The 24,964-nt window shown below is 61.4% G+C and carries 23 protein-coding genes and 1 pseudogene; 10 read left to right on the forward strand and 14 right to left on the reverse strand.

Annotated features, from left to right (window positions below):
* The first annotated feature begins 215 nt into the window (after window positions 1-215).
* Window positions 216-698, forward strand: coding sequence for a hypothetical protein (locus BLW21_RS02895; RefSeq protein ID WP_092737741.1), 483 nt, complete (start codon window positions 216-218; stop codon window positions 696-698).
* 126 nt (window positions 699-824) lie between these two features.
* Complete coding sequence (locus tag BLW21_RS02900) at window positions 825-2,759, forward strand: KUP/HAK/KT family potassium transporter (protein ID WP_092737742.1); 1,935 nt, start codon at window positions 825-827, stop codon at window positions 2,757-2,759.
* Between the two features lie 85 nt (window positions 2,760-2,844).
* Here the strand turns inward: BLW21_RS02900 and BLW21_RS02905 are convergent, their stop codons facing one another.
* Entirely contained in the window at window positions 2,845-4,656 is a 1,812-nt protein-coding gene (locus BLW21_RS02905; protein WP_092737744.1) for a M61 family metallopeptidase, read from the reverse strand.
* Between the two features lie 228 nt (window positions 4,657-4,884).
* On the opposite strand from BLW21_RS02905, the gene BLW21_RS02910 reads away from it, so the two are divergent.
* The 3 genes from BLW21_RS02910 (at window position 4,885) to BLW21_RS02920 (ending at window position 7,587) form a co-directional block, all read left to right on the forward strand.
* Window positions 4,885-5,541: a C40 family peptidase gene (locus BLW21_RS02910; RefSeq protein WP_092737746.1), complete on the forward strand. Its 657-nt coding sequence runs from the start codon at window positions 4,885-4,887 to the stop codon at window positions 5,539-5,541.
* Window positions 5,542-6,354: 813 nt separating this feature from the next.
* On the forward strand, window positions 6,355-6,792 hold the full coding sequence (locus BLW21_RS02915) for a DUF2147 domain-containing protein (RefSeq protein WP_092737748.1): 438 nt from the start codon (window positions 6,355-6,357) through the stop codon (window positions 6,790-6,792).
* Between the two features lie 162 nt (window positions 6,793-6,954).
* Window positions 6,955-7,587: a hypothetical protein gene (locus tag BLW21_RS02920; protein WP_092737750.1), complete on the forward strand. Its 633-nt coding sequence runs from the start codon at window positions 6,955-6,957 to the stop codon at window positions 7,585-7,587.
* Between the two features lie 102 nt (window positions 7,588-7,689).
* Here BLW21_RS02920 and BLW21_RS02925 read toward each other — a convergent pair whose 3' ends face one another.
* The 4 genes from BLW21_RS02925 to BLW21_RS02940 form a co-directional block, all read right to left on the reverse strand.
* Window positions 7,690-9,711: a M1 family metallopeptidase gene (locus BLW21_RS02925; protein WP_092737752.1), complete on the reverse strand. Its 2,022-nt coding sequence runs from the start codon at window positions 9,709-9,711 to the stop codon at window positions 7,690-7,692.
* A 229-nt stretch (window positions 9,712-9,940) separates the two neighbouring features.
* Window positions 9,941-10,585: a cytochrome c oxidase subunit 3 gene (locus BLW21_RS02930; RefSeq protein ID WP_092737754.1), complete on the reverse strand. Its 645-nt coding sequence runs from the start codon at window positions 10,583-10,585 to the stop codon at window positions 9,941-9,943.
* Window positions 10,586-10,760: 175 nt separating this feature from the next.
* Window positions 10,761-11,108 carry a hypothetical protein gene (locus BLW21_RS02935; RefSeq protein WP_092737756.1) on the reverse strand — a complete coding sequence of 116 codons (348 nt, stop codon included), beginning with the start codon at window positions 11,106-11,108 and terminating at the stop codon, window positions 10,761-10,763.
* Window positions 11,101-11,340 carry a hypothetical protein gene (locus tag BLW21_RS02940; protein WP_092737758.1) on the reverse strand — a complete coding sequence of 80 codons (240 nt, stop codon included), beginning with the start codon at window positions 11,338-11,340 and terminating at the stop codon, window positions 11,101-11,103. Before BLW21_RS02940 ends, BLW21_RS02935 begins: the two co-directional genes overlap by 8 nt.
* Window positions 11,341-11,617: 277 nt before the next feature.
* Here BLW21_RS02940 and BLW21_RS02945 point away from each other — a divergent pair, with 277 nt between their 5' ends.
* The 4 genes from BLW21_RS02945 to BLW21_RS02960 all read left to right on the forward strand — a co-directional run bounded on the left by BLW21_RS02945 (window position 11,618) and on the right by BLW21_RS02960 (window position 15,742).
* Window positions 11,618-12,433: a TapB family protein gene (locus tag BLW21_RS02945; protein WP_092737760.1), complete on the forward strand. Its 816-nt coding sequence runs from the start codon at window positions 11,618-11,620 to the stop codon at window positions 12,431-12,433.
* A 36-nt stretch (window positions 12,434-12,469) separates the two neighbouring features.
* Window positions 12,470-12,988 (forward strand): DUF4920 domain-containing protein, encoded by a 519-nt coding sequence (locus tag BLW21_RS02950; RefSeq protein ID WP_092737762.1) that lies wholly within the window; start codon window positions 12,470-12,472, stop codon window positions 12,986-12,988.
* A 119-nt stretch (window positions 12,989-13,107) separates the two neighbouring features.
* A complete protein-coding gene (gene ligA, locus BLW21_RS02955) occupies window positions 13,108-15,222 on the forward strand; it encodes an NAD-dependent DNA ligase LigA (RefSeq protein ID WP_092737764.1) in 2,115 nt (704 codons plus the stop codon).
* 73 nt (window positions 15,223-15,295) lie between these two features.
* Window positions 15,296-15,742 carry a rhodanese-like domain-containing protein gene (locus tag BLW21_RS02960; RefSeq protein ID WP_092737766.1) on the forward strand — a complete coding sequence of 149 codons (447 nt, stop codon included), beginning with the start codon at window positions 15,296-15,298 and terminating at the stop codon, window positions 15,740-15,742.
* Window positions 15,743-15,825: 83 nt separating this feature from the next.
* On the opposite strand, the gene BLW21_RS02965 is transcribed toward BLW21_RS02960, so the two are convergent.
* Window positions 15,826-16,749, reverse strand: coding sequence for a polysaccharide deacetylase family protein (locus tag BLW21_RS02965; RefSeq protein WP_092737768.1), 924 nt, complete (start codon window positions 16,747-16,749; stop codon window positions 15,826-15,828).
* A 138-nt stretch (window positions 16,750-16,887) separates the two neighbouring features.
* Here BLW21_RS02965 and dapA point away from each other — a divergent pair, with 138 nt between their 5' ends.
* Complete coding sequence (gene dapA / locus BLW21_RS02970; RefSeq protein WP_092737770.1) at window positions 16,888-17,757, forward strand: 4-hydroxy-tetrahydrodipicolinate synthase; 870 nt, start codon at window positions 16,888-16,890, stop codon at window positions 17,755-17,757.
* 72 nt (window positions 17,758-17,829) lie between these two features.
* Here the strand turns inward: dapA and BLW21_RS02975 are convergent, their stop codons facing one another.
* The 8 genes and pseudogenes from BLW21_RS02975 to BLW21_RS22115 form a co-directional block, all read right to left on the reverse strand.
* Window positions 17,830-18,540 carry a hypothetical protein gene (locus BLW21_RS02975; protein WP_092737772.1) on the reverse strand — a complete coding sequence of 237 codons (711 nt, stop codon included), beginning with the start codon at window positions 18,538-18,540 and terminating at the stop codon, window positions 17,830-17,832.
* Between the two features lie 47 nt (window positions 18,541-18,587).
* Window positions 18,588-19,325 carry a (Fe-S)-binding protein gene (locus tag BLW21_RS02980; RefSeq protein WP_092737774.1) on the reverse strand — a complete coding sequence of 246 codons (738 nt, stop codon included), beginning with the start codon at window positions 19,323-19,325 and terminating at the stop codon, window positions 18,588-18,590.
* Window positions 19,326-19,485: 160 nt separating this feature from the next.
* On the reverse strand, window positions 19,486-20,340 hold the full coding sequence (locus tag BLW21_RS02985) for a hydroxymethylglutaryl-CoA lyase (RefSeq protein ID WP_092737776.1): 855 nt from the start codon (window positions 20,338-20,340) through the stop codon (window positions 19,486-19,488).
* A gap of 108 nt (window positions 20,341-20,448) precedes the next feature.
* Window positions 20,449-20,868, reverse strand: coding sequence for a response regulator (locus tag BLW21_RS02990; RefSeq protein ID WP_092737778.1), 420 nt, complete (start codon window positions 20,866-20,868; stop codon window positions 20,449-20,451).
* A gap of 65 nt (window positions 20,869-20,933) precedes the next feature.
* Window positions 20,934-22,943: a PAS domain-containing sensor histidine kinase gene (locus BLW21_RS02995; RefSeq protein ID WP_092737780.1), complete on the reverse strand. Its 2,010-nt coding sequence runs from the start codon at window positions 22,941-22,943 to the stop codon at window positions 20,934-20,936.
* Window positions 22,944-23,135: 192 nt separating this feature from the next.
* A complete protein-coding gene (locus tag BLW21_RS03000; RefSeq protein WP_092737782.1) occupies window positions 23,136-24,116 on the reverse strand; it encodes a hypothetical protein in 981 nt (326 codons plus the stop codon).
* 126 nt (window positions 24,117-24,242) lie between these two features.
* Window positions 24,243-24,641, reverse strand: coding sequence for a magnetosome magnetite crystal formation protein family (locus BLW21_RS03005; protein ID WP_092737784.1), 399 nt, complete (start codon window positions 24,639-24,641; stop codon window positions 24,243-24,245).
* A 52-nt stretch (window positions 24,642-24,693) separates the two neighbouring features.
* A pseudogene (locus BLW21_RS22115) lies at window positions 24,694-24,954 on the reverse strand (helix-turn-helix domain-containing protein); the annotation flags it as partial.
* Window positions 24,955-24,964 lie beyond the last annotated feature (10 nt).

Here is a 24,964-nt window from a genome sequence, read left to right on the forward strand (position 1 = left end):
CCCTGCACCACGTTCCGCCCTACTGGGTACGAACCAGCACGGGCGGCGGCGGGGCTTTTGCCGACAATACCCCCCCACCGGGACCTCCCGCAACCCCGCGCCCTACGCCGCCCGCCACAGAGCCGGCGCCAGAACCTCTGCCCCTGCCCTTAACGGAGCCGGAGCCGCTCACCGAAGCATCCGGGCCGTTGCTGTTGCCGCCCCCGCCGGCGGAGATGTTTACCACGCTGCGAAGTGAGGATGGCCGGGTAGCACTGACCAATGAGGGACTGGAGCTGAACGGCGAACAGTTTATCTGGCGCGAGCTGGAAGGCGTAGATGTGCAGCCGGTGCGCTGGCTGCTGGGCGTACTGTTGGGGGCCTTTAGTTTCTTTGGATTTCTGCTGGCCTACCTGCAGTTCTGGCTGAAAACTGCCCCGGCCGCGCTGGGTATCGGGCTGGGACTGGCCCTGCTGGCCTGGGGCCTGCGCGGCACCAACCGCTGGCGGGTACATCGGCCGGGCCGGCAGACCCGTTATTTTGCCCTGGCCGGCCCGGCCCGCAGCTGGCAGACTCTGGCCCAGGAGGCCAACCGCCGCATCGGGCAGCGCCACCACGAAACGGCCACCGCCGCCGGATACTGGCTGCAACAAACGGCGCTTACGGCATTACCCACCGGCTCCACGGCCGCCCCACCCAGCCCGCACCCGCCGGCCTGAGCCAACCACGGCTGCACTTTTGCGGCCGGTTTGCGTATGCGCCGGAGCTCGTGCGCCGCCAAGTCGGAATGGCCTGTTACCTTCGGCCCCGCTTATCGCGTTTTCGCCCTTTTTACCAGTTTCCTTATGGATGCCAAACACCAGCACTCGGCCATTTCGACGGCCGGTTTGCTTATTGCCCTGGGTATTATTTACGGCGACATCGGCACCTCGCCGCTCTATGTGATGAAGGCCATCGTGTCGGGCCAGATTGATCCGCTGCTCGTGTACGGCGGCATTTCCTGCGTTATCTGGACGCTCACACTCCAGACGACCATTAAGTACGTCCTGCTCACGCTCAATGCCGATAACAACGGCGAGGGTGGCATTTTCTCGCTTTACGCTTTGGTGCGGCGGCGCGGGGCCTGGCTCTCGGCGGTGGCCATTATCGGGGGCGCGGCCCTGCTGGCCGACGGCGTGATTACGCCGCCCATCTCGGTATCGTCGGCCATTGAGGGGCTGGAAGCCATCTATCCGGATATCCCGACGGTGCCCATTGTTATCGGCATCATTGCGGCGCTGTTCCTGCTCCAGAGCTTCGGCACCCAGATTGTGGGCAAGGCCTTCGGGCCCATTATGTTCGTTTGGTTTGCCATGCTGGGCGTATTGGGCGTGAACGGGATACTGCACCACCCCGAAATCCTGAAGGCCTTCAACCCCTATTACGCCTACAACCTGCTGGTGAACTACCCCGGCGGTTTCTGGCTGCTGGGCGCCGTGTTTCTGTGCACAACAGGGGCCGAGGCGCTGTACTCCGACCTGGGCCACTGCGGCAAGGGCAACATCCGCATCAGCTGGATTTTCGTGAAAAGCTGCCTGGTGCTCAACTACCTGGGCCAGGGCGGCTGGCTGATGTCGCAGCAGGGCCAGCAGCTGAACGGCCGCAACCCGTTCTATGAGTTGATGCCCGAGTGGTTTCTGCTCATCGGCATCTGCATTGCCACGCTGGCAGCCGTTATTGCCTCGCAAGCCCTCATTACAGGCTCGTTTACGCTGGTGGCCGAAGCCATCCGCCTCAATATGTGGCCCAAAGTGAAGCTCAACTATCCCACCGACGTGAAGGGCCAGCTGTTCGTGCCGAGCATGAACCGGCTGCTGCTGCTGGGCTGCATCGGGGTGGTACTGTACTTCCGCCGCTCCGAGAACATGGAGGCCGCGTATGGCCTGGCCATCACGCTCACTATGCTCATGACCACCATTCTGCTGAGCATCTGGTTGCAATCGAAGAAGGTGCCGCTGGCCGTTATCGGGCTGTTTGTGCTGGTGTACGGCACCATTGAGGGGTCTTTCCTGGTAGCCAACCTTATCAAGTTTCCGCATGGCGGCTGGGTGTCGCTACTGATTGGCGGGCTGCTGGTGGGCGTGATGTACGTGTGGCTGCGGGCCTACTACATCAAGCGCCGCCTCACCGAATTCGTTAAAATTGACCCCTACATCGAGGCTCTTAAGGAGCTGAGCGCCGATGAGTCCGTCTCCAAGTACGCTACTCACCTTGTGTTCCTGACCTCGGCCGAGCGGGCTTCGGAAATCGAGGCCAAAATCATCTATTCCATCTTCCAGAAACGCCCCAAGCGCGCCGACATCTACTGGTTCGTGCACGTCGATACCACCGACCAGCCCTACACCATGGAGTACAAGGTGACCGAGCTGGCCCCCGACGACGCCTTCCGCATCACGTTCCGGTTGGGCTTCCGCGTCGAGCAGAAAATCAACCTCTACTTCCGCAAGGTGATTGAGGAGCTGGTACGCAACAAGGAGGTGGACATCACCTCGCGCTACGAGTCGCTGAGCAAGCAGCACGTTACCGGCGACTTCCGCTTCGTGGTGATGGAAAAATACCTGTCGGTCGAAAACGAATTCCCGACCATGGAGAAGCTCGTAATGCAATCTTACTTCTACATCAAGCAGTTTATTGCCTCCGAAGACAAATTCTTCGGCCTCGATACCAGCTCGGTGAAAGTCGAAAAAGTGCCGCTCGTGATTTCGCCCGTCCGCGAGGTGGCGCTGCAGCGGATCAACTAACTATTCCACCCCGTAGCTAGCAACAAAAAGACCCCGCCGGAATCCGGCGGGGTCTTTTTGTTGCTAGCTACGGGGTGGAATGGGCTTAGCTCCGTACCGGCAGCCACTTATCGAACACGCGCTGCTGCTCGGCGGTGGGATTGGGCTGGCGCTCGATGCGGTAGCGGCTGACGGGGCTGGCCAGTAGCGGGAAGTTCAGCTCCTGCACCCGGCCCTCGCGGGTGACGAGCACTTTAACGCTGGAGCCCACAGGCCGGCCGGCCAGCAGCTTGTTCAGGTCGTCAGTTACGCGCACGCCGTCGAGGCTCAGAATTTCGTCGCCCACGTTGAGGCCACCCTGCCAGGCGCTGCCGTCGCGTACCACGCCGGCCACCGTCTGGCGGCCATTGGCGGGGCTGATGCGCGCCCCCAGGTCGATGTCGGTAGCTGGGGTGGGCACAACGCTCAGGCGCAGGCCGGCATAGGCCAGGGCCTGCTCGTAGGGCAGCATTTCGGTGCCATACACGTGCTTGGTGAAGAACTCATCGAAGCGCTGACCGGCTACTTTGGCCACGGCATCCTGGTACTCCTGGTCGGTGAAGCCGCGGCCCTGCTTGAGGTAGTACTGGTCATAGAGATACTGCATCACATCATCGAGCCGCTTCTGGCCCTTGGTGGCGTTAATTACCATCAAATCGAGCGTGGCCAGAATTACCTCGCCCTTGTCGTAGTAGCTGATGGCGGTGTTGCCCGAGTTTTCGTTGGGCCGGTACTGCTTGATCCAGGCATCGAAGCTGGCGTCGGCGGCCGACTGCACCTTGTTGCCGGGCGTGTTCTCGACCCGGTTAATGCCGTTGCTCAGGTCGCCGAGATACTGGTCGGGCGAAAGGAAACCGGCCCGCTGCATAATCAGGTTGGAGAAGTACTCGGTGCCGCCCTCGCTCAGCCAGAGCATGCGGGTGTAGTTCTCCTTGTCGTAATCAAACGGCCCCAATGCCACCGGGCGGATGCGCTTCACGTTCCAGAGGTGGAAATACTCGTGCGACACCAGCCCCAGGAAGCCCTTCCAGCCGGCCTCCGATGCGTACGCATTGCGCGACACCGACAGCGTGGTAGAGAACAGGTGCTCCAGCCCGCCGGTACCCCGGTCGATGTTGTGCACAATGAACAGGTAGCGGTCGAGCGGGTTGCGGTCGACCACTTTGTGCGCCTCCTCGCACACGCGCTGCATGTCGCGGGTCAGGCGCTGCTCATCCACTATGGGGTCGCCGTACATGGCCACCGTGTGGGGCGTACCATTGGCGTTGAAGGTGTAGATTTTCTGGTTGCCGATTTCAATGGGTGAGTCGGCCAGTTCGTCGTAGTTGCTGCTGCGGTACGTGAACGTGCCGCCGGCGGGCTTGAGGCTGGTGCTTACCTGGCTCCAGCCGGCGGCGGGCTTCACTTCCAGCTGGCTGGGCAGCTGCTTGTTCTCGGCCGGATACATGAATACGCTCGTGCCGTTCACGTAGCCGTGCGAGGCATCAATAAAGCTCGTGCGCACGCTTAGCTCGTAGGCATACACTTTATAGCGCACCGCAAAGGTGCGGGCCTTGGGGTGGTACACGCGCCAAGTGTTCTTGTCGACCTTCTCGGTGCGCAGCGGCTGGCTGCCGGCCGTAGCGCCAAAGTCTTCCACGTTGCGTTCGAACTCGCGAATCAGGTACGAGCCGGGAGCCCATACGGGCATTTTCACATCGGTGTAGGCTTTGTTGAAGCCGTCAAGGTTCATCTCGACCTCGAAGTAGTGGGTTTGGGGGGCCGGCATGGCCAGCGTGTAGCGCAATGTGGGCGCAGCCAGGGCAGCCGGGGCCGCGTGGCCCAGCAGCACGCCCAGGGCCGCCACCGCCAGGCGGCGGTGAGGAGCAGTCAGGAGCATTCAGAAAAAAATAAGATGGAGAACAGATGGCGCCAGCCCGACAGGCCGGCTGGGCAAAGAACGCGCAAAACCCCGAAAGGCTGCAACTACCTGCCCCTACTTAGCCGCGGCTGCCCTCAATTACCAGCGGAAGCCCAACCGCCACTGCCCCTGCCCCACCCTGCGTACCAGCCGGAACCTGCACCGTACTGCGGCCGTTAAGCAGGCCAACACCTTTTAGTTCAAGCAATGCGCTACGTCTGGTCGGTTTTCTTGCTGCTGGTTGCCCTGCTGGTTGGGCGTGCTGTATGGTCGCGCCTGGGCTCTTCCACGCCTGTAGCTGCCCCGGTCGCCGCAGTTGCCCCCCTCCCGACAGCTCGCCCAACGGCCTATACGCCCACGGCGCCGCCCGCTACCCTGCCGGTTTTGGATGCCTCGCCGGCCACTACTGCCCCGCGCCCAAAACCGGCGGCTCCGGTGCCTGACACGCGGGCCCTGGCCCCGTTTACCAAAGCCGACAGCATCGTGGCTTTTGCCTTGCGCCAGCTTGGCACCAACTACTGCTACGCCGGCACCACGCCCGAGGGTGGTTTCGACTGCTCGGGCTTCGTACTATACGTTTTCGCCCGTTATGGCGTGCCCACCCCCCACTCAACTGCCCTACTAATTGATGTGGGTCGGCCCGTAGCCCGCACCGCCGCCCGGCCCGGCGACATTGTGGTGTTTACTGGTACGGCTAAAACCTCCACCACGCCTGGTCACGCAGGTATCGTTATCAGTCCATCTGGCGAGCCTATCCGGTTCGTACACTCTTCCTCGGCCCGCCGCGAGTCGGGCGTTAAAATCAGCCAGGTGAGTGGCACCGACTACGAGCGCCGCTTTATGCAGGTGCGGCGGGTGCTTTGAAGAGGCGTTTCAGACAAACCAACTGGCGTACTGTTGCGGCCTGAGCAAGCCTGCTGAAGATTTACGTGCTGACAGTCTACATATAGCAGCACGCCCCTGCCGTGAGTACGACAGGGGCGTGCTGCTATATGTAGACTATGTTCTTTCTGAAAAAAAGATTATTTCGCTCGGGTAGGCAATTTCACTCATTCACCGAATCATCGTAAAAGAGCGATGCCCGGCTGCCTGTGCAGACCTCCTTTTCGAGGCTGCTGGGCAAACCGGGCATCTAATCCTTCAAATCTTACCAAGCGGCTGAACTGGGGTACAGCCCCGCCATCCATTTGTAAGACCTTGCCAGAATGCGAAAACCCGCCCTGAAGGGCTAACTGGGTTCTGCGCGAAAGCTGTTGTTAAGCGCGTCCGGCGGTGAAGCGGACTACATTCGACAGGCTTGGCAGGATTTGGTTGGGACTACTAGACATTTTGTACCTCCTTTCTTTAGATCCGACATAACCCCTGCTTCGCTGCCCAGCACATTAGGGTGGCCCGGCGGGGGCTGTAGCACTCGCTACGCATGGTAAAGTTAAACGCTATAGTGATGGTTCAAAATAAAAACAGCTTTTTTTACGACGCTAACCCGTATTTCATTCCATCTCCTTGATTTTCACAGTCTTTTAGCACTTGTTTTCTTTCTATTAACTGGCTCGACCAGATCTTGGCCTTATAGTTGCAACACCCCAGATGAGCCCAAAATCGGGCAGCGTAACCTATTCAGCCGGATTTCACTATCTTTTCCCACGAATCAACTCCCACTTCACCATCACCAATTCCATGAAAAAATTTCTTCTGTTAAGCGTGACTTTCCTCTTTGGTCTGTTCGCATCGGCTTCGGCCCAAACTCTCTCGCCACTGGGCGTGTGGACCAACGCTGAAAAGAAAGCCACCTTCGAGATTTACAAGTGTGGCGATAAGCTTTGCGGTAAAATTGTGTCGCTGACTGTGCCTAACGATGCGGCTGGCAAGCCCAAAACTGATACCCAGAACCCAGAACCCAAGCTCCGTACCCGCCCGCGCCTGGGCATGGTATTCATGAATGGCTTCGAGTACGACGAGAGCAACAAATGGGACGACGGAAAAATTTATGATCCGGAAACCGGCAAAACTTATTCCTGCTACATGAAAATGCTGAATGCCAACACGATGGAGGTAAAAGGCTACATTGGTTTCTCGCTCATCGGCAAATCGCAGACCTGGACGCGGATTAAATAAGGCCTACCAGCACACCAGCTTCGGCGGGGCTTCCGGTAACGGAAGCCCCGCTTTTTTTGGACCGTTGGGGCGGCTTTCGGCCCGTTATTTGGAAAGGGCCGCGGGCCGGCCGGCAAACCATTTGCCGGGCCAGTAGTTACCCCTGAAACTCTACTACCTATTTTGCTCGATCTGCTCAAACTGCTTTTTACCGGCTCCGCACCCATTTCGGGCGAGTGGCAGCCGCTGCACCGTAGCCCGGCGCAGGAGCGGCATCGGCAGCAGTGGCTGGCTCAACAGGTATACCTGAACTGGGCCGGTCCTTACTTCAAGGCCTACCACTACCAGAAGGCCGGCCTACCCGGAGCCCGCTTTCGGGTGCAGCTGGCCCGCAAGGAGGGTCAGCGCGGGGCCGTGTTCCTCTACGACCCCAGCATGGGCCCGGGCAATTTCCAGCACTTCTTCGATTTTATCCGCGACCGGGTACTGGCTTTGAGCTATCAGCTGGGCGCTGCCGATCAGCGTACCCTACGCCACGAGCGTTACGCCGAAACTACCCAGAAATACTTCCTTAAACCCCAACCTAACGACTGTACCGATACCGGCCGCTGCAACCAGCGCTTCGGTAACGTAACCATCGATTTAGTGAGCATTAACGGTCAGCCCGGCTTTATCCGGCTCGCCAACGACCCTTTCGCTGATACCATTTTTACGCCGGCCGCTACTTTCGATACCCTGGTAGATGCTGTCTTCAACCTACCCCCGGCCCCGGCCGAGGTAGAACAGTTGATTAGCAAGTATAGAAAAGGGAGTTAAAAACTGAGCGTTAAAAAGTAGAAACGGCCGCTGAACGACTCTCGAAAGAGGCAGTTCAGCGGCCGTTTTTACTTTTTAACGCTCAGTTTTTAACTCCCTTTTCTAATCCTCCTTCACGAACCGCGCACGGACCGCTGAGCCATCGGGGCTGAGCAGGCGCAGCTGGTAGAGGCCGGGAGCCAGTGCGGCGGTTTGCAGCACTGGCCGGGCGGCGGCCACCGTCTGGCGAAGCACTACACGGCCCGCGGCGTCAATTACTTCGGCCTGCGCGCTTGGGCCACTGAAATCAGCCAGACGCAACTGGTTGCGGCAGGGGTTAGGATACACGCTTAGCTGGGGCAGGCGGGCCGTTTGGTTGGCCGTGATAATACCCCCATCGCGCACCGCCGGGCCGGTAGTGGCGTTAAGCAGCCATTGGTCGGGGTCGATTTCGATGCTGACTACCGCACGCGACTCAGCTACGGCCAGCGTGCGCACGGGCTGCGTCTGGGCGAAGCGGATGATGCGGGTGCTGTTGTCGGCGAAGGTCAGGCGGTAGTCAATATCGGTCTGGAAGAAGGGCGTAACCGTGGGCATCGAGGCAGTTTGGGTGCTTTGCAGGTACACCTGGCCACCGGTCTGGTTCCAGCGCAGGGTAAATGTAGGGTAGCCCTCGCCCCGAAACCATTGGTCGAAAAAGTACTGCAGTGGGCGGCCAGCTTCGGCCTCAAACAGCCGCTGCAGGTCGCGGGTGCGGGCCGTGCTGCCACGGTAGGTGCTTTGGTAAGTACGCAGCACCCGGAAAAACTTGGCGTCGTCGTTGAGCAGGTAGCGTAGCATATGGATGACGGCCGCCCCCTTTTTGTAGCTGAGCCGCGAGCTGAAGATGCGGCCTACGTTGCTGGTATCACTCACGAACAGGCTGCCGCCGGGCTGGCTCAGGGCCGAACCGTGGGCCTGATCGAGCCAGCTGCGGGCGGCGGCCGGCGTAGAAAACGCGTTCAGCGAAAGGTACTCGCCATAGGAAGCAAAGCCTTCATTCAGCCAGATGTCCTCCCAGGCCCCGCAGGTTACGTTGTCGCCGAACCACTGGTGGAACAGCTCGTGCGCCGTGAGCGTGAAGTTGAAGCCGTCCTGGGTGGTCATGGTCTGGTGCTCCATGCCGCCGCCGATGGGCGCCATGCTGTGGCCGTACTTCTCGTTGGCAAACGGGTAGAGGCCCACCAGAGCCGAGTAGTTTTCAATGAAGCCCGGCGTACGGTCGATTTCGGTGCGGTAGAAATTGAGCGCGGCCTGGTTGTACACGTAGTTGACGATGGGGATGCGCGGGCCACCGGCGGGGTTGGCGTAATTCACGTACTCGACGTAGGGCGCCACGGCCACCGAAATCAGGTAGTAGTCAATCGGGTGGCGCGACTTCCATTCGTAGCGGGCCTCGTTGTTGGGCAGGCTGGTTACGCGCTCCAGTACACCGTTGGAGCCTACTTTATTGGTGGCGGCCGTGGTCACCCACACATCGGTCGAGTCGGCTTTGTCGGTGAGCACCTGTTTGCAGGGCCACCACTCGTAGGCGTTGTAGGGCTCCGACAGGCTCCAGGTGGTACTCACGTTGTAGGTGGGGGCAATTCGCGTATTGAGGGCGTTGCCGATGGCCGCTGCATTGCTGTTGGGGGCCGTACCGTTGTAGGTAATGCGGGCCTCAAAAACGGTGTTGGGAGCTACTGGCCGGGCCAGGCCCACGGTTACGTCGCCCTGGCCCTTGCGGCGCAGGCCGGTGCTGGCCTGCCCGTCTACTGTTATTGATCCGATGGTGAAGGTGTTGAACAGCTCGAAGGCCAGCGAATCGAGGGGCTGGTTGCCAGTGCGGGCCCGGATGGTAACCGTGCCGCCCACGTTGCGCGAGTTGTTGGCCAGCCGGATATCGAGCTTGTAATACTTCACGTCGTAGCCGGCCATTTTCTGGCGGTGGCTGAGGCTGGCGTAGGCCGGGCGGGCTGCGGCACCGGTATGCACGCGGGCGCAGGCGTCGGCCGCCGAGCCGTCGAGGTCGGTAGCGACGGGCCGGTAGGCGGGCAGCTGGGCATTGGCCGACAGGCTGCCCGCCAGCAGGCCGCCCATAGTCAGCAGAAAAGTAGAAAGGTGCATATAATTAATACGGGTGGGAAAGTGAATACGGAGCCCAAGATACGGCCCGGCCGCTCAAAACCAGCGGCTTGAACCCGCCACCCGCCACTCATTTTCTGCATCGGGGCCGACGGCTAATCAAGCAGGCCCCCAAAGTGGGAGCGGGCCGCCGGACGCAACCGAAAAGACCACCCCCAATACCTGAGCAGGTATTGGGGGTGGTCTGAAGTTTACCGGCCGGCTTGCAGGACTAATATAGAAATAGAAAGGCTCCGAATAGGGCAATCCAGAGGCCGTCGATGAAGTGCCAGTAGAGCGTAACCATGCGTAGCTGAAGACGGCGGTAAGGATTGCGGATGAACACGAGCGTGCGCACGGCGTCGGCGGCGGCATAGTGGGTGCGTATCAGCAGCACCAGCAAAAACAGCATGCCGCCCAGCAGGTGCGCAATGTGCAGGGCCGAAAGCAAATACACGAACGAGCCGCTGGCCATACCATCAAAAAATACGCCCTGGGCCATCAGCTCGCGCCAGCCCAGTACCTGCAGGCCGGCAAAAACGCAGCTTAGTAGCAGCGTGGCCCCGAGGCAGCGGCGCAGCGTGGGCAGGTCGTCGTGGGCGTAGATGCGGCTGGCCTGGGCAATAACGTAGCTGCTGGCCAGCAGTACAATGGTGCTCAGCGAAAAAAAGCGTGGCAACGCAAATACTCCGCTGGGCGCCCCGTCCCGGAAATGCGTGAAGGCGTAGGCCCCAACCAGCACCACAAACAGCGCCGTAATTCCGGCCAAGCCCACGTAAAGCATCATCAGCAGCGGAGGCAGCCGCTCCATGCGCTGGAAGGCGGAAGCCGGGCGGGTGGAACCCACTTTTCTGGGGGAGTTGTGGTCGGAATTCATGAGCGGGAAGAACGGACGGGCATACGTAGTGCAAACCAAGTGGCGGGCCTTTAGTTCCGGTGGGCCGACGGCGTGCGCCGGCCCACTGGACCATTACCAGAGTACGCAAAACAGTCCTTACCATTCGTACGTCTTTCGGGCCGGTTTTCTCGGTATTCCGCTACCGGCCCGCCCCTTACAGCTTGCGAAAAAACGAGCCTATTTTACCGAACACCGCGTTGATGGTAATCTTCGGGCTGCTGCCGGCCCCAAATGTGACGTGGGTTTTGCCGGCCACCCGCAAGTCGAGCACCAGGCCCAGCTGCCGGGCTAGGTCGTTGAGCTGCTGCAGCGGATCGGAGCCGGGTGGTGCTTTGGGTTTGGGCGGCGCGTGGGGGTCTTTGGGCGGACCGGCCGTTATCTTGTCGAATACGCGCTGGCTGGGGAAATTGACAATCAGGTAGCCCCCCGTGCCTGCTATCTGCACCTCGTCGCCATCGAGCGACACCACCAGCTGCGCTTCAATATCGAGGCCGCTAGCCAAGAGTATTGGGGCTGGGGTTGGCGGGCGGCAGGGCGCCGGAAGGGGGATTTTCGCCCCGGGTGCGGATGCGCAGCGCGCCGTTGAGCCGCCAGGTTGTGGGCGTGCCGGGGTTCTGGGCGTTGGGCACCTGCAACTCCATCTGATCGAAGTTCAGCGCCAGCTCGACGCCGCCCGAAAGCTTGGAGAGCAGCGAAGCGGCCGTGTCGGCCCAGGAGGTAGGTTGTTCGGGCATGGTTGGTAAGTAAGGTGATGGATTGGTGATGAGTGGGCTGCGGTTGGCCACTTGGTTCGGGGGCGGTGTTCAGCGCGCCGCACAGAATGACGTTCTTGCCCCGGCAACTGGCCGCCGCAACTCTGCAAACGCCATTGTGCGGCCCAAGTTACGGTTTTGAGCGGGCACGGCTTTTGCCTGCACTGCTATATACCCGGCAGAATCCAAAAGGGCCGGCCTGCGTATGCAGGGCTTGTGACCGGTTTTGCCGGTCCGTTTTCTTACTTCGCTCTTCCCTATGTCCCCCACCTACTTCGTGTCCCTGGTCACCGGCCTGCTGGCTTCGGCGGCCCTGCAGGCTCAAACGCTTCCGGCAGGCCCCGCTCCCGCCGCTACTCCAGCTGCCAACTGCCCGCACCCCTTCGGCCTAGCCGACAACATGGCCCGCCATTTTACTTTGCAGGACGGACGAGGCAAAACCACGGGTTTCGTACACCAGCGCGTGGTGAGCCTGGGCACCGAGCAGAACAAGAAAAAAACCCAGACGACCAATACCGCGCTGCTGAAAAGCGGTACTTACGACGCCAAAGGTCGCCTGTTGTATCTGCGCGACCTTACCTTCCGGTGCCGCCAGGATACAGCCTTCACCGATGGTCTCGACCAGCTTAACCCCGCTCAACTCAGTTCGTTCCGCGACCGGCTGCTCACCTACTCCCCTTCGCCTCTGCCCTGGCCCAACCAGCCCGCCGTGGGCTCAGAATTGCCCAGTGGCGGAATTATGGTTGATGTGCGGAGTTCGGCCGTGGATATTGCGAAGGTGTATGCCACCGTAAGCAAGCGCCGCGTAACGGGCCAGGAAACGGTTACGACGCCCGCCGGCACCTTCGCGTGCTACAAGGTGGAGGCCGAGCTGGAAACTGCTACCGTGGCCCGCGCCGACCTAAAGCTGGCTTCTACAATGCGGGTGGTAGACTACTATGCGCCCGCAGTAGGGCTGGTAAAGTCGGAGATGTATGATAAAAAGGGCCGGTTGGAGCAGGTACGGCTGCTGACAGGGCTGGACCAGTCGGCGGGCGCCGTTACAAAGGAGACGAGTAAGCGCAAAAAGTTATAAATTCAGGCTTTCTCCTGCTTTTCTTTCCTCCGGCCTATGCGTCCTCTACTTCTTCTGCCCGCGGCGCTGCTCCTATTTGGTGCCTGCCAGCAATCGGCTTGCACTTCAGAAACGGCTACTACCGGCGGCGCCAAAGCTGCCCCGGCCACCAACGCTACGCCGCAGGGCAAAACCTACGGCGCGGCCGTTACGCGTGCGGGCGCTCAGCCGCTTTCGGCCCTGCCTACGCTGCTCGGGACCCAGGACTCAGCCCAGGTGAAGCTGGTGGGCACCGCCAACGAGGTGTGCCAGGCCAAGGGTTGCTGGATGACGATGAAGCTGGCCGATGGCCGCGACATGCGCGTGAAGTTCAAGGATTATGCCTTCTTCGTGCCCAAGGACATCAGCGGCAAAACCATTGTCATCAACGGCTGGGCCCACCGCGAAACCGTACCCGTAGCCGACCTGCAGCATTACGCCAAGGATGCCGGTAAATCGGCCGCCGAAATTGCCGCCATTACCGAGCCGCAACAGCAGCTCAACTTCGAAGCCGACGGCGTATTGGTGCAGGAGTAGCACTATGTCAACTGCCTGCGGAAGCCGTTCAACTGCCTTTTGGGTGTAGTTGAGCGGCTTTCGCTTTTGACTTTCTTCTGACACCCGTAGCTTGCGGCCCCAACCCGTGCCCCTCCCCTATGAGCCCCGATATAGAAGCGCGCATCATCGCCCTTACCGAGCAGCTGCACCACCTCAACTACCAGTACTACCAACTCGACCAGTCCGAAATATCCGATCAGGAGTTCGATGGCCTGCTGGCCGAGCTAGCCCGGCTGGAGGCCGAACACCCGTCCCTGGCGCACCCAAATTCGCCGACTCAGCGGGTGGGCGGCACCATTACCAAGCAGTTCCCCACGGCCGAGCACCGCTACCCCATGCTGAGCCTGGGCAACACGTACTCGGAGGCCGATTTACGCGAGTTTGATGAGCGGGTGCGCAAGGGCCTGGAGGGTGCCGAGATGCAGTACGTGTGCGAGCTAAAGTTCGATGGCGTGGCCATGAGCCTGAGCTACGAGCACGACCAATTGGCGCAGGGCGTTACGCGCGGCGACAGCACCCGCGGCGACGTGGTAACCAACAACGTGCGTACCATCCGCAACCTGCCGCTGCACCTGCGGCCCGCCGGTCCGGCCCGCCCACCCGGGTTCGAGGTGCGGGGCGAAATCTTCATGCCGCTGCCGGTTTTCGAAGAGTTGAACGAGCAGCGCGAGGCCGATGGCGAGGCCCTGCTGGCCAACCCGCGCAATGCCGCCAGCGGCGCCCTCAAGCTCCAGGATTCAACCCAGGTAGCGGCCCGCAAGCTGCGCTTCTACGCCTATTCCTTCCTGATGCCCGGCCGCTCGCAGTTCGAAACCCACAGCGCCTCGCTCGAAGCCCTGAGCGCCTGGGGCCTGCCGGTATCAGATACCTGGCGGCGGTGTGCTACCATCGAGCAGGTGCTCGATTTCGTGCATGAGTGGGACAAGAAGCGGTTTGACTTGCCGGTGGCTACCGACGGCATCGTGATTAAGGTGGATGATTTCCGGCAGCAGGAATTGCTGGGCTACACCGCCAAAAGCCCCCGCTGGGCCATTGCCTACAAGTACCCCGCCGAGGCCGGCCGTACCCGGCTGCAAGCAATCCAGTACCAGGTGGGCCGCACCGGAGCCGTTACGCCAGTGGCTCTGCTCGACCCCGTGCCGCTGGCCGGTACCGTGGTAAAGCGCGCCTCGCTGCACAACGCCAACCAGATTGCCGCCCTCGATTTACGCCTGGGCGACCTTGTTTTCGTGGAGAAGGGCGGCGAAATTATCCCCAAAATAACGGGGGTTGACTTGGACGCTCGTCCTGCCGACAGCCAGCCCATCGTGTACCCCACCGCGTGCCCGGCCTGCAACACGCCGCTCATCCGCCCCGAAGGAGAGGCCCACTTCCGCTGCCCCAACGACCGGGGCTGCCCGCCCCAGCTCAAGGCCAAGCTCGAACATTTCGTTTCGCGCAAAGCCCTCGATATTGATGGGTTGGGCGCCGAAACCGTGGGCCGCTTCTTCGATCTGGGCCTGGTAACCGATGCGGCTTCGCTCTACGGGCTACCGGCTAGGGCCGAGGAGCTGGCCCATCTGGAGCGCATGGGCGAGAAGTCGGTGCAGCGGCTGCTGGCGGGGCTGGAGGCCAGCAAGCAGGTGCCGTTTGATCGGGTGCTGTTCGGGCTGGGCATCCGCTACGTGGGCGAAACCGTGGCCGAGAAGCTGGCCGCCCATTACCGCACCGTGGAGGCGCTGGCAGCTGCCACGGCCCCCGAGTTGGCCGCCGTGCCGGAGGTAGGTGGCGTTATTGCCGAATCGACGGCCGCGTGGTTTCAGGAACCCGAAAACCAGGACTTGATGGAACGCCTACGGACGGCCGGCGTGCAGCTGGCCCTTACGGGCGAGGCGCCCCAGCCCCAGAGCGACCGGCTGGCGGGCCTCACGTTCGTGCTTTCGGGCGTGTTTGAGCTGCACAGCCGCGACGAGCTGCAGGAGTTGATTCAGCAACACGGCGGCAAAATAACGGGCAGCATCAGCAAGAAGCTCAGCTTTTTGGTAGCCGGTGATAAAATGGGCCCCGCCAAGCGCGAAAAAGCTATTGGCTTGAAAGTACCCATCATCAGCGAAAACGACCTGCTAGCCATGCTGCCGACGGCTGGCGAAGCGCCAGCTGCCCCAACCGACGAAAGCCCGGCCGCTGCCGCCAACGCGGCTTCGGGCACTCTCACACAGGGCTCGTTGTTCTAGCGCCTGGCAGCCTGGCCGTGCAACAAGACTGGCTTGGCTGCGTTTTTACATATCTCTCACTTAACTATTTACCATGTTTCGGTACCTGTTTCTCACTGTTCTGGCTTTCGCCCCACTAACCTTGCTGGCCCAAGCCCCTGCACCAATCGTACCGGCATCTCTGCCTACGGCCGTAATCGGAGCTATTGTGCCATCGGCCGTCCCGGTATCATCGGTAGCCGAGGTCAATAAAACGCTCCGGCAGCCCAACGTGGTGCTGCTCGATGTGCGCACGCCCGAGGAGTACGCTACGGGGCACCTTGCCGGCGCCGGCAACCTCGACTTCCGCGCCCCCGATTTAGGCGCGCAGCTGCAGCAGCTGGACCGCAACAAAACCTACGTCCTCTACTGTGCCTCTGGCAACCGCAGCAACAAAACGGCTATGCTAATGCAGGAAAAAGGCTTTCTGCACGTTGTGAATGCCGGTGCTTACCAAGATTTAAAGGACAAAGTGCAGCTCGAAGTCAAAAAGAAAAAGTAGCAAGCCGAAGCTCGCCACACAAAAAATCCCCTGACGTCAGCACAGACATCAGGGGCTTTTTGCTTTTGCTCTTCGACTTCAGCCTAGAAGCTTTGCACCATGCTGTTGTGCAGGGTGCGGGGGCTCCAGTAGCCGCTGGCAATAATGCGGCGGATGGTGAAAAGCGGGTCCTGCTGGTCGCGCTTTTCGGCCAGGATGAAGGCCGCGTCCATGCCACGCTTCTTCAGCTCCGGAATGGCTTCGGGGTTCCAGAGGCCAAAGGGGAAGGCGAAGTAGTTGACTTTCTTGCCCGTAATTTCTTCGAGCACTTTGGTCGGCTTCTCAATCTGAGTTACCCAATCCTGGCCCTGGTATTTCTTCACGTTGTGGTGGTCCCAGGTGTGCGAACCGATGACGTTGCCCTCGTCGGAGAGCTGCTTTACCTGCGCCTTGCTCATGTAGCGGGGCCGGCCCAGGCTCACCGTCATAATAAAGTACACGGCCTTGAAACCGTGCTTTTCGAGCGTGGGGCGGGCCACCGTGAACTGGTCGAGGTCGGTATCGTCGAAGGTGAGCATAACCGGCTTGCTGGGCAGCGGGGCGCCGGTGGTGAGGTTGGCATACAGCTGGTCGGGCAGGATGGCGTGGTAGCCCGAGTCGGCCAGCATCTGCATCTGGGCCTTGAACTGGGCCACCGGAATGATGTAATCCTTAGCGCCTTTGGAGTCGGATGATTTCCAATCGCGAATCTGGTGGTAGCACAGAATGGGTACCTGCGGGCGGGCCAGGATAGTAACGGCATCGGCCCGCTGGCCGACCGGGATGGTAGCCGGGGTGCCGTTGTTCAGGTCGGCAGCCGTGGCGTTGCCGGCGGTGGGGGTGTTAGCCGTCAGGGCCGAGTCGGCGGCTATTTCGGTGGCGGCCGCGGCGGCTTCGGTACCGGCGGCGGTTTTGGTTTCGGTGCAGGCGGGCAGCGCGGCCAGGGTGGCCAGCGCGGCGGCCAGCACGGGGTACTTCGTAAACTTCATGGATGAATGGGGCGCGGGCCGCCAAGTAACGGGCCGCAAGGGGAAAATGCAGTGGAAGAAAAGCAGATGAACCTTAATGCCGGCGGCCGTATCTTGCCGCTGGTCAATCTACCTACAAAGCAACCGCTTATTTCCCGCATGGACAAACTCCGTGGCACCGGCGTAGCCCTGGTTACGCCCTTCCTCCCCTCCCCCGACCGCGCCGTGGACTACCCGGCCCTGCGCCGCCTCATCGATTTCCAGCTCGATAACGGCACCGACTACCTTGTTATCAACGGCACCACCGCCGAATCGCCCACCCTGACTGTTGAGGAGCGCACCGAAATTCGGCGCGTGGCCCTGGAGCACACGGCCGGCCGCGCCCCGCTGGTATACGGCCTGGGCGGCAACGACACGGCCGCGCTGGTGCGCAGCCTGGCAACCACCGACCTGAGCGGCTACGACGCGCTGCTCTCGGCCTCGCCCTACTACAACAAGCCCAGCCAGCGCGGCATCATCGCCCACTACCAAGCCCTGGCCGACGCCTCGCCGGTGCCGGTGCTGCTCTACAACGTGCCCGGCCGCACCAGCTCCAACCTGACGGCCGCCACCACCCTGGAGCTGGCCCAGCATCCCAACATCATCGGCATCAAGGAAGCCAGCGGCAACCTGGAGCAGTGCATCGCCATTGCCGCCGCCAAGCCCGCCGACTTCCTGCTGATTTCGGGAGATGATATGATGACGACGGCGCTTATCAGCTTCGGCGGCGCGGGCATTATCTCGGTGCTGGCCAACGCCTTCCCCCGCCGCTTTTCCGACATGACCCGCGCCGCCCTGAACGGCGACTTCGCCGGGGCCAGCCAACTGCTGTTCGGCTTCACCCAGCTCAACCCGCTGATGTATGAGGAAAGCAACCCGGTAGGCGTGAAGGCTGCGCTGGCCGCCCAGGGTTTGTGCTCGGATGCCGTACGGCTGCCGCTCATGGAGGCCAGTAAGACGCTGACTGGCCGGATTAGGGAGTTGCTGTAGGTTTCAGTAGCAGTTACTAAAACAGCTGGCCGCTTCTTAGAGGAGCGGCCAGCTATTTTCTATGAATAGCTATTACTGCTCACCGAAATAAGCGCCCGCCTCAAACTTATTCTCTATCCCAACCGACACCAGCTCAAACCGCAGCCGCTGCCCGTCGATATTGCGGTAATCCAGCTCCACAAAGCCATACCGGGGGTGGAAGAGCAGTTGTAGCGCCGACTCGCCCACCGGGGAGTGGGATTCGGCCGTCACGCGCTGGCACGTCAGGCGGCCGAGCGGCGTCTCTACAGCTTGGGTACCCTCGGCTTTATAGTGAGTACGGACCACTATATCTCCCTTCCACACTGCCCAGGCCGGATTTGAATAATGGTCTCCCACTGCCAACTCCCAATCCCACTCCTGCCCAGTCTGAAAGGGTAGCTTGATTTCTGGGAAAGGACTTAACTCCAGAATATTGTATTCATCAAAACGAGGCGGATGAATCCATACACCATTAGGGCCTTCTTTTACCCCTGTTCCTCTACGATTGTCAGCGTTTTTCCAGCGGATTCCATTTTGAGTGCTATCGATATTCCAAACTATACCAGTCGAGGTTAGGGACACCGTATCTACTACGAAATGTCGGCCCTCATGAAACCGACTTACCAAGTAAGTGAACTCCCGGTTTTGGGTGAAAATGGGCGCATAAGCAGCCTCCGCCTTTTCAGGTGGCTGCTTAACTTGGGTTTGGCAGCCAGCTAGCAGCAACCCAAACCCAACTAAGCCCCTTAATCTATTGGTCATGCCAAAGGAATCAGCGTCATCACGATCAATCAGCGAAAATCAGTGATTCACCAGCCGCTGGCCAGCACGTCGGCGATGTGCAGGGTTTTGATGGGCTTTTGCTCGCGGCGGATGTAGGCGTCGAGGTGCATCAGGCAACTCGTGTCGGTGCTGATGAGGTAGTTGGCACCGGTGGCCAGGGCGTGTTCTACTTTTTGCTCGGCCATGGCCACCGATATGGCTTCGAACTTCACGGCGAAGGTGCCACCGAAACCGCAACAGGTTTCGGTTTCGGCCATTTCGAGGCGCTCCAGGCCGGCCACACCGTCGAGCAGCTGACGCGGGGCCTCGCGGATGCCGCACTCGCGCAGGGCGGCGCAGGAGTCGTGGTAGGTGTATTTGCCTTCTAGCTTGGCTCTTGGAATGCTGGTGATGCCCAGTACATCGACCAGGAACTCGGTGAACTCGAAGGCCCGGCGCTGCACACCGTGGTAGCGGCCGGCGTCGGGCGTGCCCTCGAACAGGTCGGCGTAGGTGTTGCGGACCATGCCGATGCAAGAGGCCGAGGGGCTCACGATGTAGCGCTCCTGCTCGGTGGGGAAGTCAGCCAGAAACTTACGGGCCACTTCGCAGCTCTCGGTTTTGTAGCCCGCGTTGTAGGCTGGCTGCCCGCAGCAGGTCTGGTTGGCGTTGTAATGCACCTCGCAGCCCACGGCCTCCAGCACCTTCACCATGTTCATGGCGGTGTGTGGGAAGAGCTGGTCAACGAAGCAGGGAATAAAGATATCGACTTGCGGAGCAGGCATGGACGGGGGTTGGTTGGGCAGGCAAAGGCACCTGTCATCCTGAGCGGAGCGAAGGACCTTATCACCCATGAACGACCGTATCAAAGACTCGTTCATGGGTGACAAGGTCCTTCGCTCCGCTCAGGATGACAGGTAAAGTCAGTTCATTCTAGCAGTTCAACTAATGCCCCGCAAAGATGCGCTGATTCAGCCGCACGGCCTCGCTGAGCGCCTCCAGATTCACGCCGGGCTCCAGGCCCACCTGGGTGGCGAATTCTAATAGCCGCTCGGTGGGCATGTTGCCGGTGAGGTCGTCGGCCGCCATGGGGCAGCCGCCGTAGCCGCCCAGCGCCCCATCGAAGTGGCGGCAGCCGGCCTCGTAGGCAGCCTGCACCTTTTCCTGCCAGGTGTCGGGCGTGGTGTGCAGGTGGGCCCCGAACCGGATGTGCGGGTAGGCGGCCGTCAGCTCGCGGAAGACGGGGCTGATGGTAGCCGGCGTACTGGCCCCGATGGTGTCAGACAGCGCCACAATGCCCACGCCCAGCGCGTCGAGCTTCTGCGTGAACTCGCCCAGCACCGCCGGGCTCCACGGGTCGCCGTAGGGGTTGCCAAAGCCCATGCTCAGGTACACCACCTGCTGCTGGCCGGTGCGGGCGCAGATGTCCTGCATCCGGGCCACATCGTCGAGGGCTTGGGCAATGCTTTTGTTGGTGTTGCGCTGCTGAAACGTTTCCGACACCGACAGCGGGAAGCCGATGTAGCGGATTTGCGGGTGCGTGGCCGCCGTTTCGGCCCCGCGCAGGTTGGCCACAATGGCCAGCAGCATGGTGCCCGACTGGCTCAGGTCGAGCCCCTCCAGCACCTCGGCCGTATCGGCCAGCTGCGGAATGGCTTTGGGCGACACGAAAGAACCAAAGTCGAGCACGCTGAAGCCTACTTTGAGCAGGGCATTGAGGTAGTTAATTTTATCGGTAGTCGGGATGAATTCAGGCCAGCCCTGCATCGCATCGCGCGGACATTCGGTGAGGTAGAGCATCGGGGAATACGTAAAGGTTGAAAACTGTCATGTTGGAAGAGGCCGGATAAAAGCGCACGGGCTGGGCTTATCAAGCCTCCCGCCTCTACCCTGCCTTTCTCTCCCATGCTACGCGGCAGGTAAAGCGAGGCCGAAATGCTGGCCGAAGACAGCGGCCAGCTTCGCGCGGGTCAGGGGCTTCGTCAGGAAACCACTGACCGACAATTGCTCGGCCCGCTGCCGGTCGGCGGCGAGCATGGAGGTAGTCAGCATCACGATAACCGTGCGCTGGCGCTTCGCGGCGGGCAACTGCTGGTAGGCTTCCAAAAACTCAAACCCACCCATCACGGGCATGTTCACATCGAGCAGCACTAGGGCCGGGCAGGCGACCCCGGCCGTAGCGGGGCAGCGTTGCTGCAGCAGTTGCAGGGCAGCGGCTCCGTTGAGGGCCACGAGCACTTCCTCGCTGGCTCCCAGGCGGTTTAGCAGGCGGGTACTGAGAAAATTGGTCGTCGGGTCATCGTCGACGAGTAGAATGGCAGGCAGCATCAAAGGGCAGAACGGGCAGTAATGGGCTGGCAACCCCGGAAAATCATTTTCCAGGCAAGGCAGAATCAAACAGGCAGGTGTACGCGAAAAACGGAGCCAACGCCGGATTCACTGTCCAGTTCCACCCGCCCCCCGGCGTTGTCAAGAATCTTTTTAACCATGTATAGCCCCAGCCCGGAGCCCTCTACGTGGTCGTGCAGGCGCTCAAACATATCGAACACCCGCGGCTGCTGGGTCGGCGTCAGGCCCAGGCCGTTGTCGCGCACTTCCAGCACCACAGCCGTGCTGGTGTTGGTGGCCCGCAGCGCCACTTGCAGGGGCCGGGCCGGGTGGCGGTACTTGAAGGCGTTGCTGAGCAGGTTGTACACAATGGAACGCAGGTTCTTTTCGGCGAAAACCATCGTCAGGTCGGCGGGTACCTCCACGGTAAGCGTCCCGCCGGTTGCGGCCAGCTCGGGGGCGAGGTCGAGGCGCACGGCCTCCACCAGATCGGCCAGCCGGAGGGGAGCCAGCAGGTTGGCATGGGCCTTCTGGAGCTTGGTGATATCGGTTAGCTGGTCGATGGTATGCTTGAAGCGCTCCACCGAATCCTGCATCAGGTCGAGCAGGCCCGGCACATCGGCCTGGGCAAAGGGCGGCAGCGCCAGGTCTTCGCGCAGGGCCGTTACCAGCGCCTCAATGTTGCTGATGGGCGCCTTCAGATCGTGGGAAGCGGTATAAATAAAGTTGTCGAGGTCGGCATTGATGTGGGTGAGCTGCTGGTTGGCCAGTAGCTGCTGCTCGTTGGCCGCGCTCAGCTGCTGGCGGATCTGCACCTGCTCGGTTTCCTCGGTGGCCACGCACACGATGCCCGTCAGCTGGCCCTCTTCATCGCGCAGGGGCTCGTACACGAAGTTGTAGTAGCCCATTTCTGCGTCGCCGGTATGGTGAGGCAACCGCAATGCCCGCTCCTGCACTACGTAGGCCTGACCGCTGCGGCGCACCTCATCGAGCACCTCGCACAGGCCCTGCTCGGCCAGCTCGGGCAGGGCCTGGTCAAACGGCCGCCCCAGCAACTGCGCTAAAGGCCGCTGCAGGATATCGAGCATGAGCGAATTCACGATTTCGAGCACGTAATCGGTGCCCCGGAACAGGCAGATAGCGACCGGGGCCTGCTCGAACACTTCCGTCAGCTGCTGCTGCTGCGCATCGCGCTGCCGCCGGGTCTGCACCTGCTCGGTTACGTCGTAGGCGAAAATAGAAATGCCCACGATTTCGTCGTTTTCCCGGTAGGGCTGGTAGCTGAAATCGTAGTAGCGCACCTGAGGGAGCGAGCCGTCGGGCGGGGCCATTCTGACTGGCAGCTCGTTGCCGTAGAAAGTGCGGCCGGTGGCGTACACCGCATCCAGCTCAGGCATCAACCCGTGCGCTACAATTTCGGGCATGGCCTCGGCATAGGGCAGGCCCACCAACCGGCGGCCGGGAAACAGCCCCAGAAAGGCCGGGTTACAGTACGTAACCAAGTGCTGAGGTCCGCGCAGCAGCGCCACAATCACGGGGGCCTGCTCGAACACCTGGTAGAAGTTCTCCCGCTCCTGCGCGTGGTTTTGGACCGCCGTTTCGGCCTGCGCCAGTTGCTGCCGCAGCTCCCCCGACTCGAGCGTCAGCCGGTGCAGGCGCGCCGCCAGGCTGCCCGCACTGCCGGCTTCATCTACCCCGCAGCCTATTACCAGCCGGCCGCCGGCCACGGGCCGAAACGTCAGCCGGTAGCTGGGCTCGTCGGGCCCGGCGGGGGGCAGCTCGTAGTGGCCCGGCTCGCCCGATTGCAGCGCAGCCCGGCAGATTTCCAGGAGCCAGTTGGTAGCGGGCAGGCGCGTCAGCCAGGTTGCGGTGGGCCGGGCCGGCAGCCCAATCAGCCGCTGAGCAGCCGGGTTGAGGTAGTCGAAAGACAGGTCGGTGAAGTCCGCCTGGTTGCCGCCAGGGGCCCCGATCGGGCGCAACAGCCCCATTGCGGCGGGCGACACATCGAGCAGCGCGGCCAACTCGTTATCATCAGTAAGAGAGCCGGAGGCAGTGGCAGACGGAGAAACGAGCATAGCGCGGAAGCAAAGGGAAATGGCGCAGTAAACTTACGGTTTGCCGGCTATTTCTCCTGATCGGGCAGCCGCGCCAATATTCCGCTTCCCTGCCCGGCCATAACTCCGCCTAGCCCACGCTGCACGCTGCATCGGCTTCACGCCCGGCCTGTTCCAGCAGCCGACACGTTACGCCCGCCGCCATTCTACCGGCTAGCGGCCGGCCACTCCGTAGCGGCCGCCCTTCACGTCCAGAACGAGCACTCCGGCCGCGAAAGGCTCGTTGCCCAGCATCCCATCCAGGCCCGAAAAGCGCATCAGCGTCTGCTGCATCAGGTTCATGCCTTCCATGTACGCAACGGTGCCCAGCGCAACTTCAGCGGCAGGCCCGAAGCCAAGCCGGGCGGCAGTTGGCGCCGTGTGCAGCAGCAGTTTTTTACCCCAGGAGTTGGTGGTATCGGTACGGGCGGCGGCACCGGAGGCAGCTAGCTGAAGCCAGTTTTCCTGGCTGGTGAGCAAGGTGTACGCGCTGGTACCGGAATCGAACAGGAGCTGGCGCGGCTCCCCATTCAGGGCAGCAGTAAGCAGTAGGCGGCGCTCGGGGAAAGCCAGCGGAGCGAACGTGGCGCGGGCGGCCAGGCTGGCCGGCACTTCGGTGCCCAGCGTGAAGCGGCGGGCGGCATAGTCCAGCACCAGCACGCGGCCTTCCAGCGCATCAGTCCCCAGCGAGCCAATGATGAAGGGGGCCAAACTATCGGCGGGCATTTTGCCGGTTCCGTTGATGAGCACCCGGGTATTGCCGACCACCACCCGGGCACTGCCCAGAGCAAACCGGAATTCGGGCACCACATTTTCCTGCAGCTGCAAGCTGGTACCCAGCGCGGGGTAGCGCTGGCGCAGGGCCGTCAGCTGGTGCGCATACAGCACGGTGTAGGGCGCCCCGGTATCGAGCTGCAGGTAGCAGGTACGGGGGCAGCTGGGCAGCCGAATGGGCACCAGCAAACCGGCGTGCGGCACTGCGGGCCTGGCAACAGTATCGGCCAGCCAGCGCAACGCGCCCGTGGCAGGCAGGCCCGCTATACGGAGCTGGTTGGTGGGGGGCGCAAACTTCCGCTTCATATAGAAGTAGCCGCCAACACCGCTCAGCCCGAGCAGCAACACCAGGAAAAGCAGAACCTTGAAAAGCGTTTTCATAACAGGGCGAAGAAGGGGTTTCGATACCGTGGCAAACGTAGCGGCCGGCACTGCCCTGCCCTTGCGCCATTTTGCCACCATTTCCCCGCCATTGCCTGCAAACATCTTTTTATCAGCAACTTAATCTTATAACCGGATAGGATAAATTGCTAAATCACCGCGCCGCAACCGCCCGGCGTAGTAGACCACGGTGCCTACATTGAGCAGATACGACAGGATGAAAACCGCCACGAAGCCACCCCGCCACAGCTGCAACTGCAGGGCGTTGGCAACCTGGTAGGCCACCAGCAGCAGCCCGTATGCCAGGAAGCACGCCAGTTGCCACAGAATCTGAAAGCCCAGTATCCGGCGGCCCACCTCGGCCGCGTGCCGGATGTGCTGGCCACGCCGACGCCAGACCACCAGCGGCACGATAATGTTGAGCAGGGGCAGCACCAGCAAGCTCAGCGCGCTCAGGTTGAGCAGCTGCAAAAACTCCGGGTCGGGCCGTAGCGGGCGCGGGGGCGGGCTCCGCGCGAAAATCATCCAACGACACGCCTAGGGCAGTGGCCAGCGCGTGCAGCGTGTGGCCCCGAGGAACGGTTTCGCCCTGCTCTACCCGCTGAATAGTGCGCAGGCTCACGCCCGATTGCTCGGCCAGCAATTCCTGCGAGAAGCCTTTGCTTTTGCGGATGGCGAGAATGCGGGCGGCGGAAAACATGCGCAGAAAACAGATATTAAACGACGAAAACCGGGGTAATAATACGCCTTTCCACTGCCGGGCACGTCTCCCGGCAGCGGCTAAAAAGCCGGCGGCCGTTCTTGCAGGCGGGCGGGTTGCGGGCGAACTACCCGGCATGTTTTGGGGT

Source organism: Hymenobacter psychrophilus (assembly GCF_900107135.1).
Lineage (GTDB): Bacteria > Bacteroidota > Bacteroidia > Cytophagales > Hymenobacteraceae > Hymenobacter > Hymenobacter psychrophilus.

What these genes read in the sequence shown, in the direction of transcription:
- BLW21_RS02895 (WP_092737741.1), top strand. Translation starts at nt 216, where the DNA reads ATGTTTACCACGCTGCGAAGTGAGGATGGCCGGGTAGCACTGACCAAT.
- BLW21_RS02900 (WP_092737742.1), top strand. Translation starts at nt 825, where the DNA reads ATGGATGCCAAACACCAGCACTCGGCCATTTCGACGGCCGGTTTGCTT.
- BLW21_RS02905 (WP_092737744.1), bottom strand. Translation starts at nt 4,656, where the DNA reads ATGCTCCTGACTGCTCCTCACCGCCGCCTGGCGGTGGCGGCCCTGGGC.
- BLW21_RS02910 (WP_092737746.1), top strand. Translation starts at nt 4,885, where the DNA reads ATGCGCTACGTCTGGTCGGTTTTCTTGCTGCTGGTTGCCCTGCTGGTT.
- BLW21_RS02915 (WP_092737748.1), top strand. Translation starts at nt 6,355, where the DNA reads ATGAAAAAATTTCTTCTGTTAAGCGTGACTTTCCTCTTTGGTCTGTTC.
- BLW21_RS02925 (WP_092737752.1), bottom strand. Translation starts at nt 9,711, where the DNA reads ATGCACCTTTCTACTTTTCTGCTGACTATGGGCGGCCTGCTGGCGGGC.
- BLW21_RS02930 (WP_092737754.1), bottom strand. Translation starts at nt 10,585, where the DNA reads ATGAATTCCGACCACAACTCCCCCAGAAAAGTGGGTTCCACCCGCCCG.
- BLW21_RS02940 (WP_092737758.1), bottom strand. Translation starts at nt 11,340, where the DNA reads ATGCCCGAACAACCTACCTCCTGGGCCGACACGGCCGCTTCGCTGCTC.
- BLW21_RS02945 (WP_092737760.1), top strand. Translation starts at nt 11,618, where the DNA reads ATGTCCCCCACCTACTTCGTGTCCCTGGTCACCGGCCTGCTGGCTTCG.
- BLW21_RS02950 (WP_092737762.1), top strand. Translation starts at nt 12,470, where the DNA reads ATGCGTCCTCTACTTCTTCTGCCCGCGGCGCTGCTCCTATTTGGTGCC.
- ligA (WP_092737764.1), top strand. Translation starts at nt 13,108, where the DNA reads ATGAGCCCCGATATAGAAGCGCGCATCATCGCCCTTACCGAGCAGCTG.
- BLW21_RS02960 (WP_092737766.1), top strand. Translation starts at nt 15,296, where the DNA reads ATGTTTCGGTACCTGTTTCTCACTGTTCTGGCTTTCGCCCCACTAACC.
- BLW21_RS02965 (WP_092737768.1), bottom strand. Translation starts at nt 16,749, where the DNA reads ATGAAGTTTACGAAGTACCCCGTGCTGGCCGCCGCGCTGGCCACCCTG.
- dapA (WP_092737770.1), top strand. Translation starts at nt 16,888, where the DNA reads ATGGACAAACTCCGTGGCACCGGCGTAGCCCTGGTTACGCCCTTCCTC.
- BLW21_RS02975 (WP_092737772.1), bottom strand. Translation starts at nt 18,540, where the DNA reads ATGACCAATAGATTAAGGGGCTTAGTTGGGTTTGGGTTGCTGCTAGCT.
- BLW21_RS02980 (WP_092737774.1), bottom strand. Translation starts at nt 19,325, where the DNA reads ATGCCTGCTCCGCAAGTCGATATCTTTATTCCCTGCTTCGTTGACCAG.
- BLW21_RS02985 (WP_092737776.1), bottom strand. Translation starts at nt 20,340, where the DNA reads ATGCTCTACCTCACCGAATGTCCGCGCGATGCGATGCAGGGCTGGCCT.
- BLW21_RS02990 (WP_092737778.1), bottom strand. Translation starts at nt 20,868, where the DNA reads ATGCTGCCTGCCATTCTACTCGTCGACGATGACCCGACGACCAATTTT.
- BLW21_RS02995 (WP_092737780.1), bottom strand. Translation starts at nt 22,943, where the DNA reads ATGCTCGTTTCTCCGTCTGCCACTGCCTCCGGCTCTCTTACTGATGAT.
- BLW21_RS03000 (WP_092737782.1), bottom strand. Translation starts at nt 24,116, where the DNA reads ATGAAAACGCTTTTCAAGGTTCTGCTTTTCCTGGTGTTGCTGCTCGGG.
- BLW21_RS03005 (WP_092737784.1), bottom strand. Translation starts at nt 24,641, where the DNA reads ATGATTTTCGCGCGGAGCCCGCCCCCGCGCCCGCTACGGCCCGACCCG.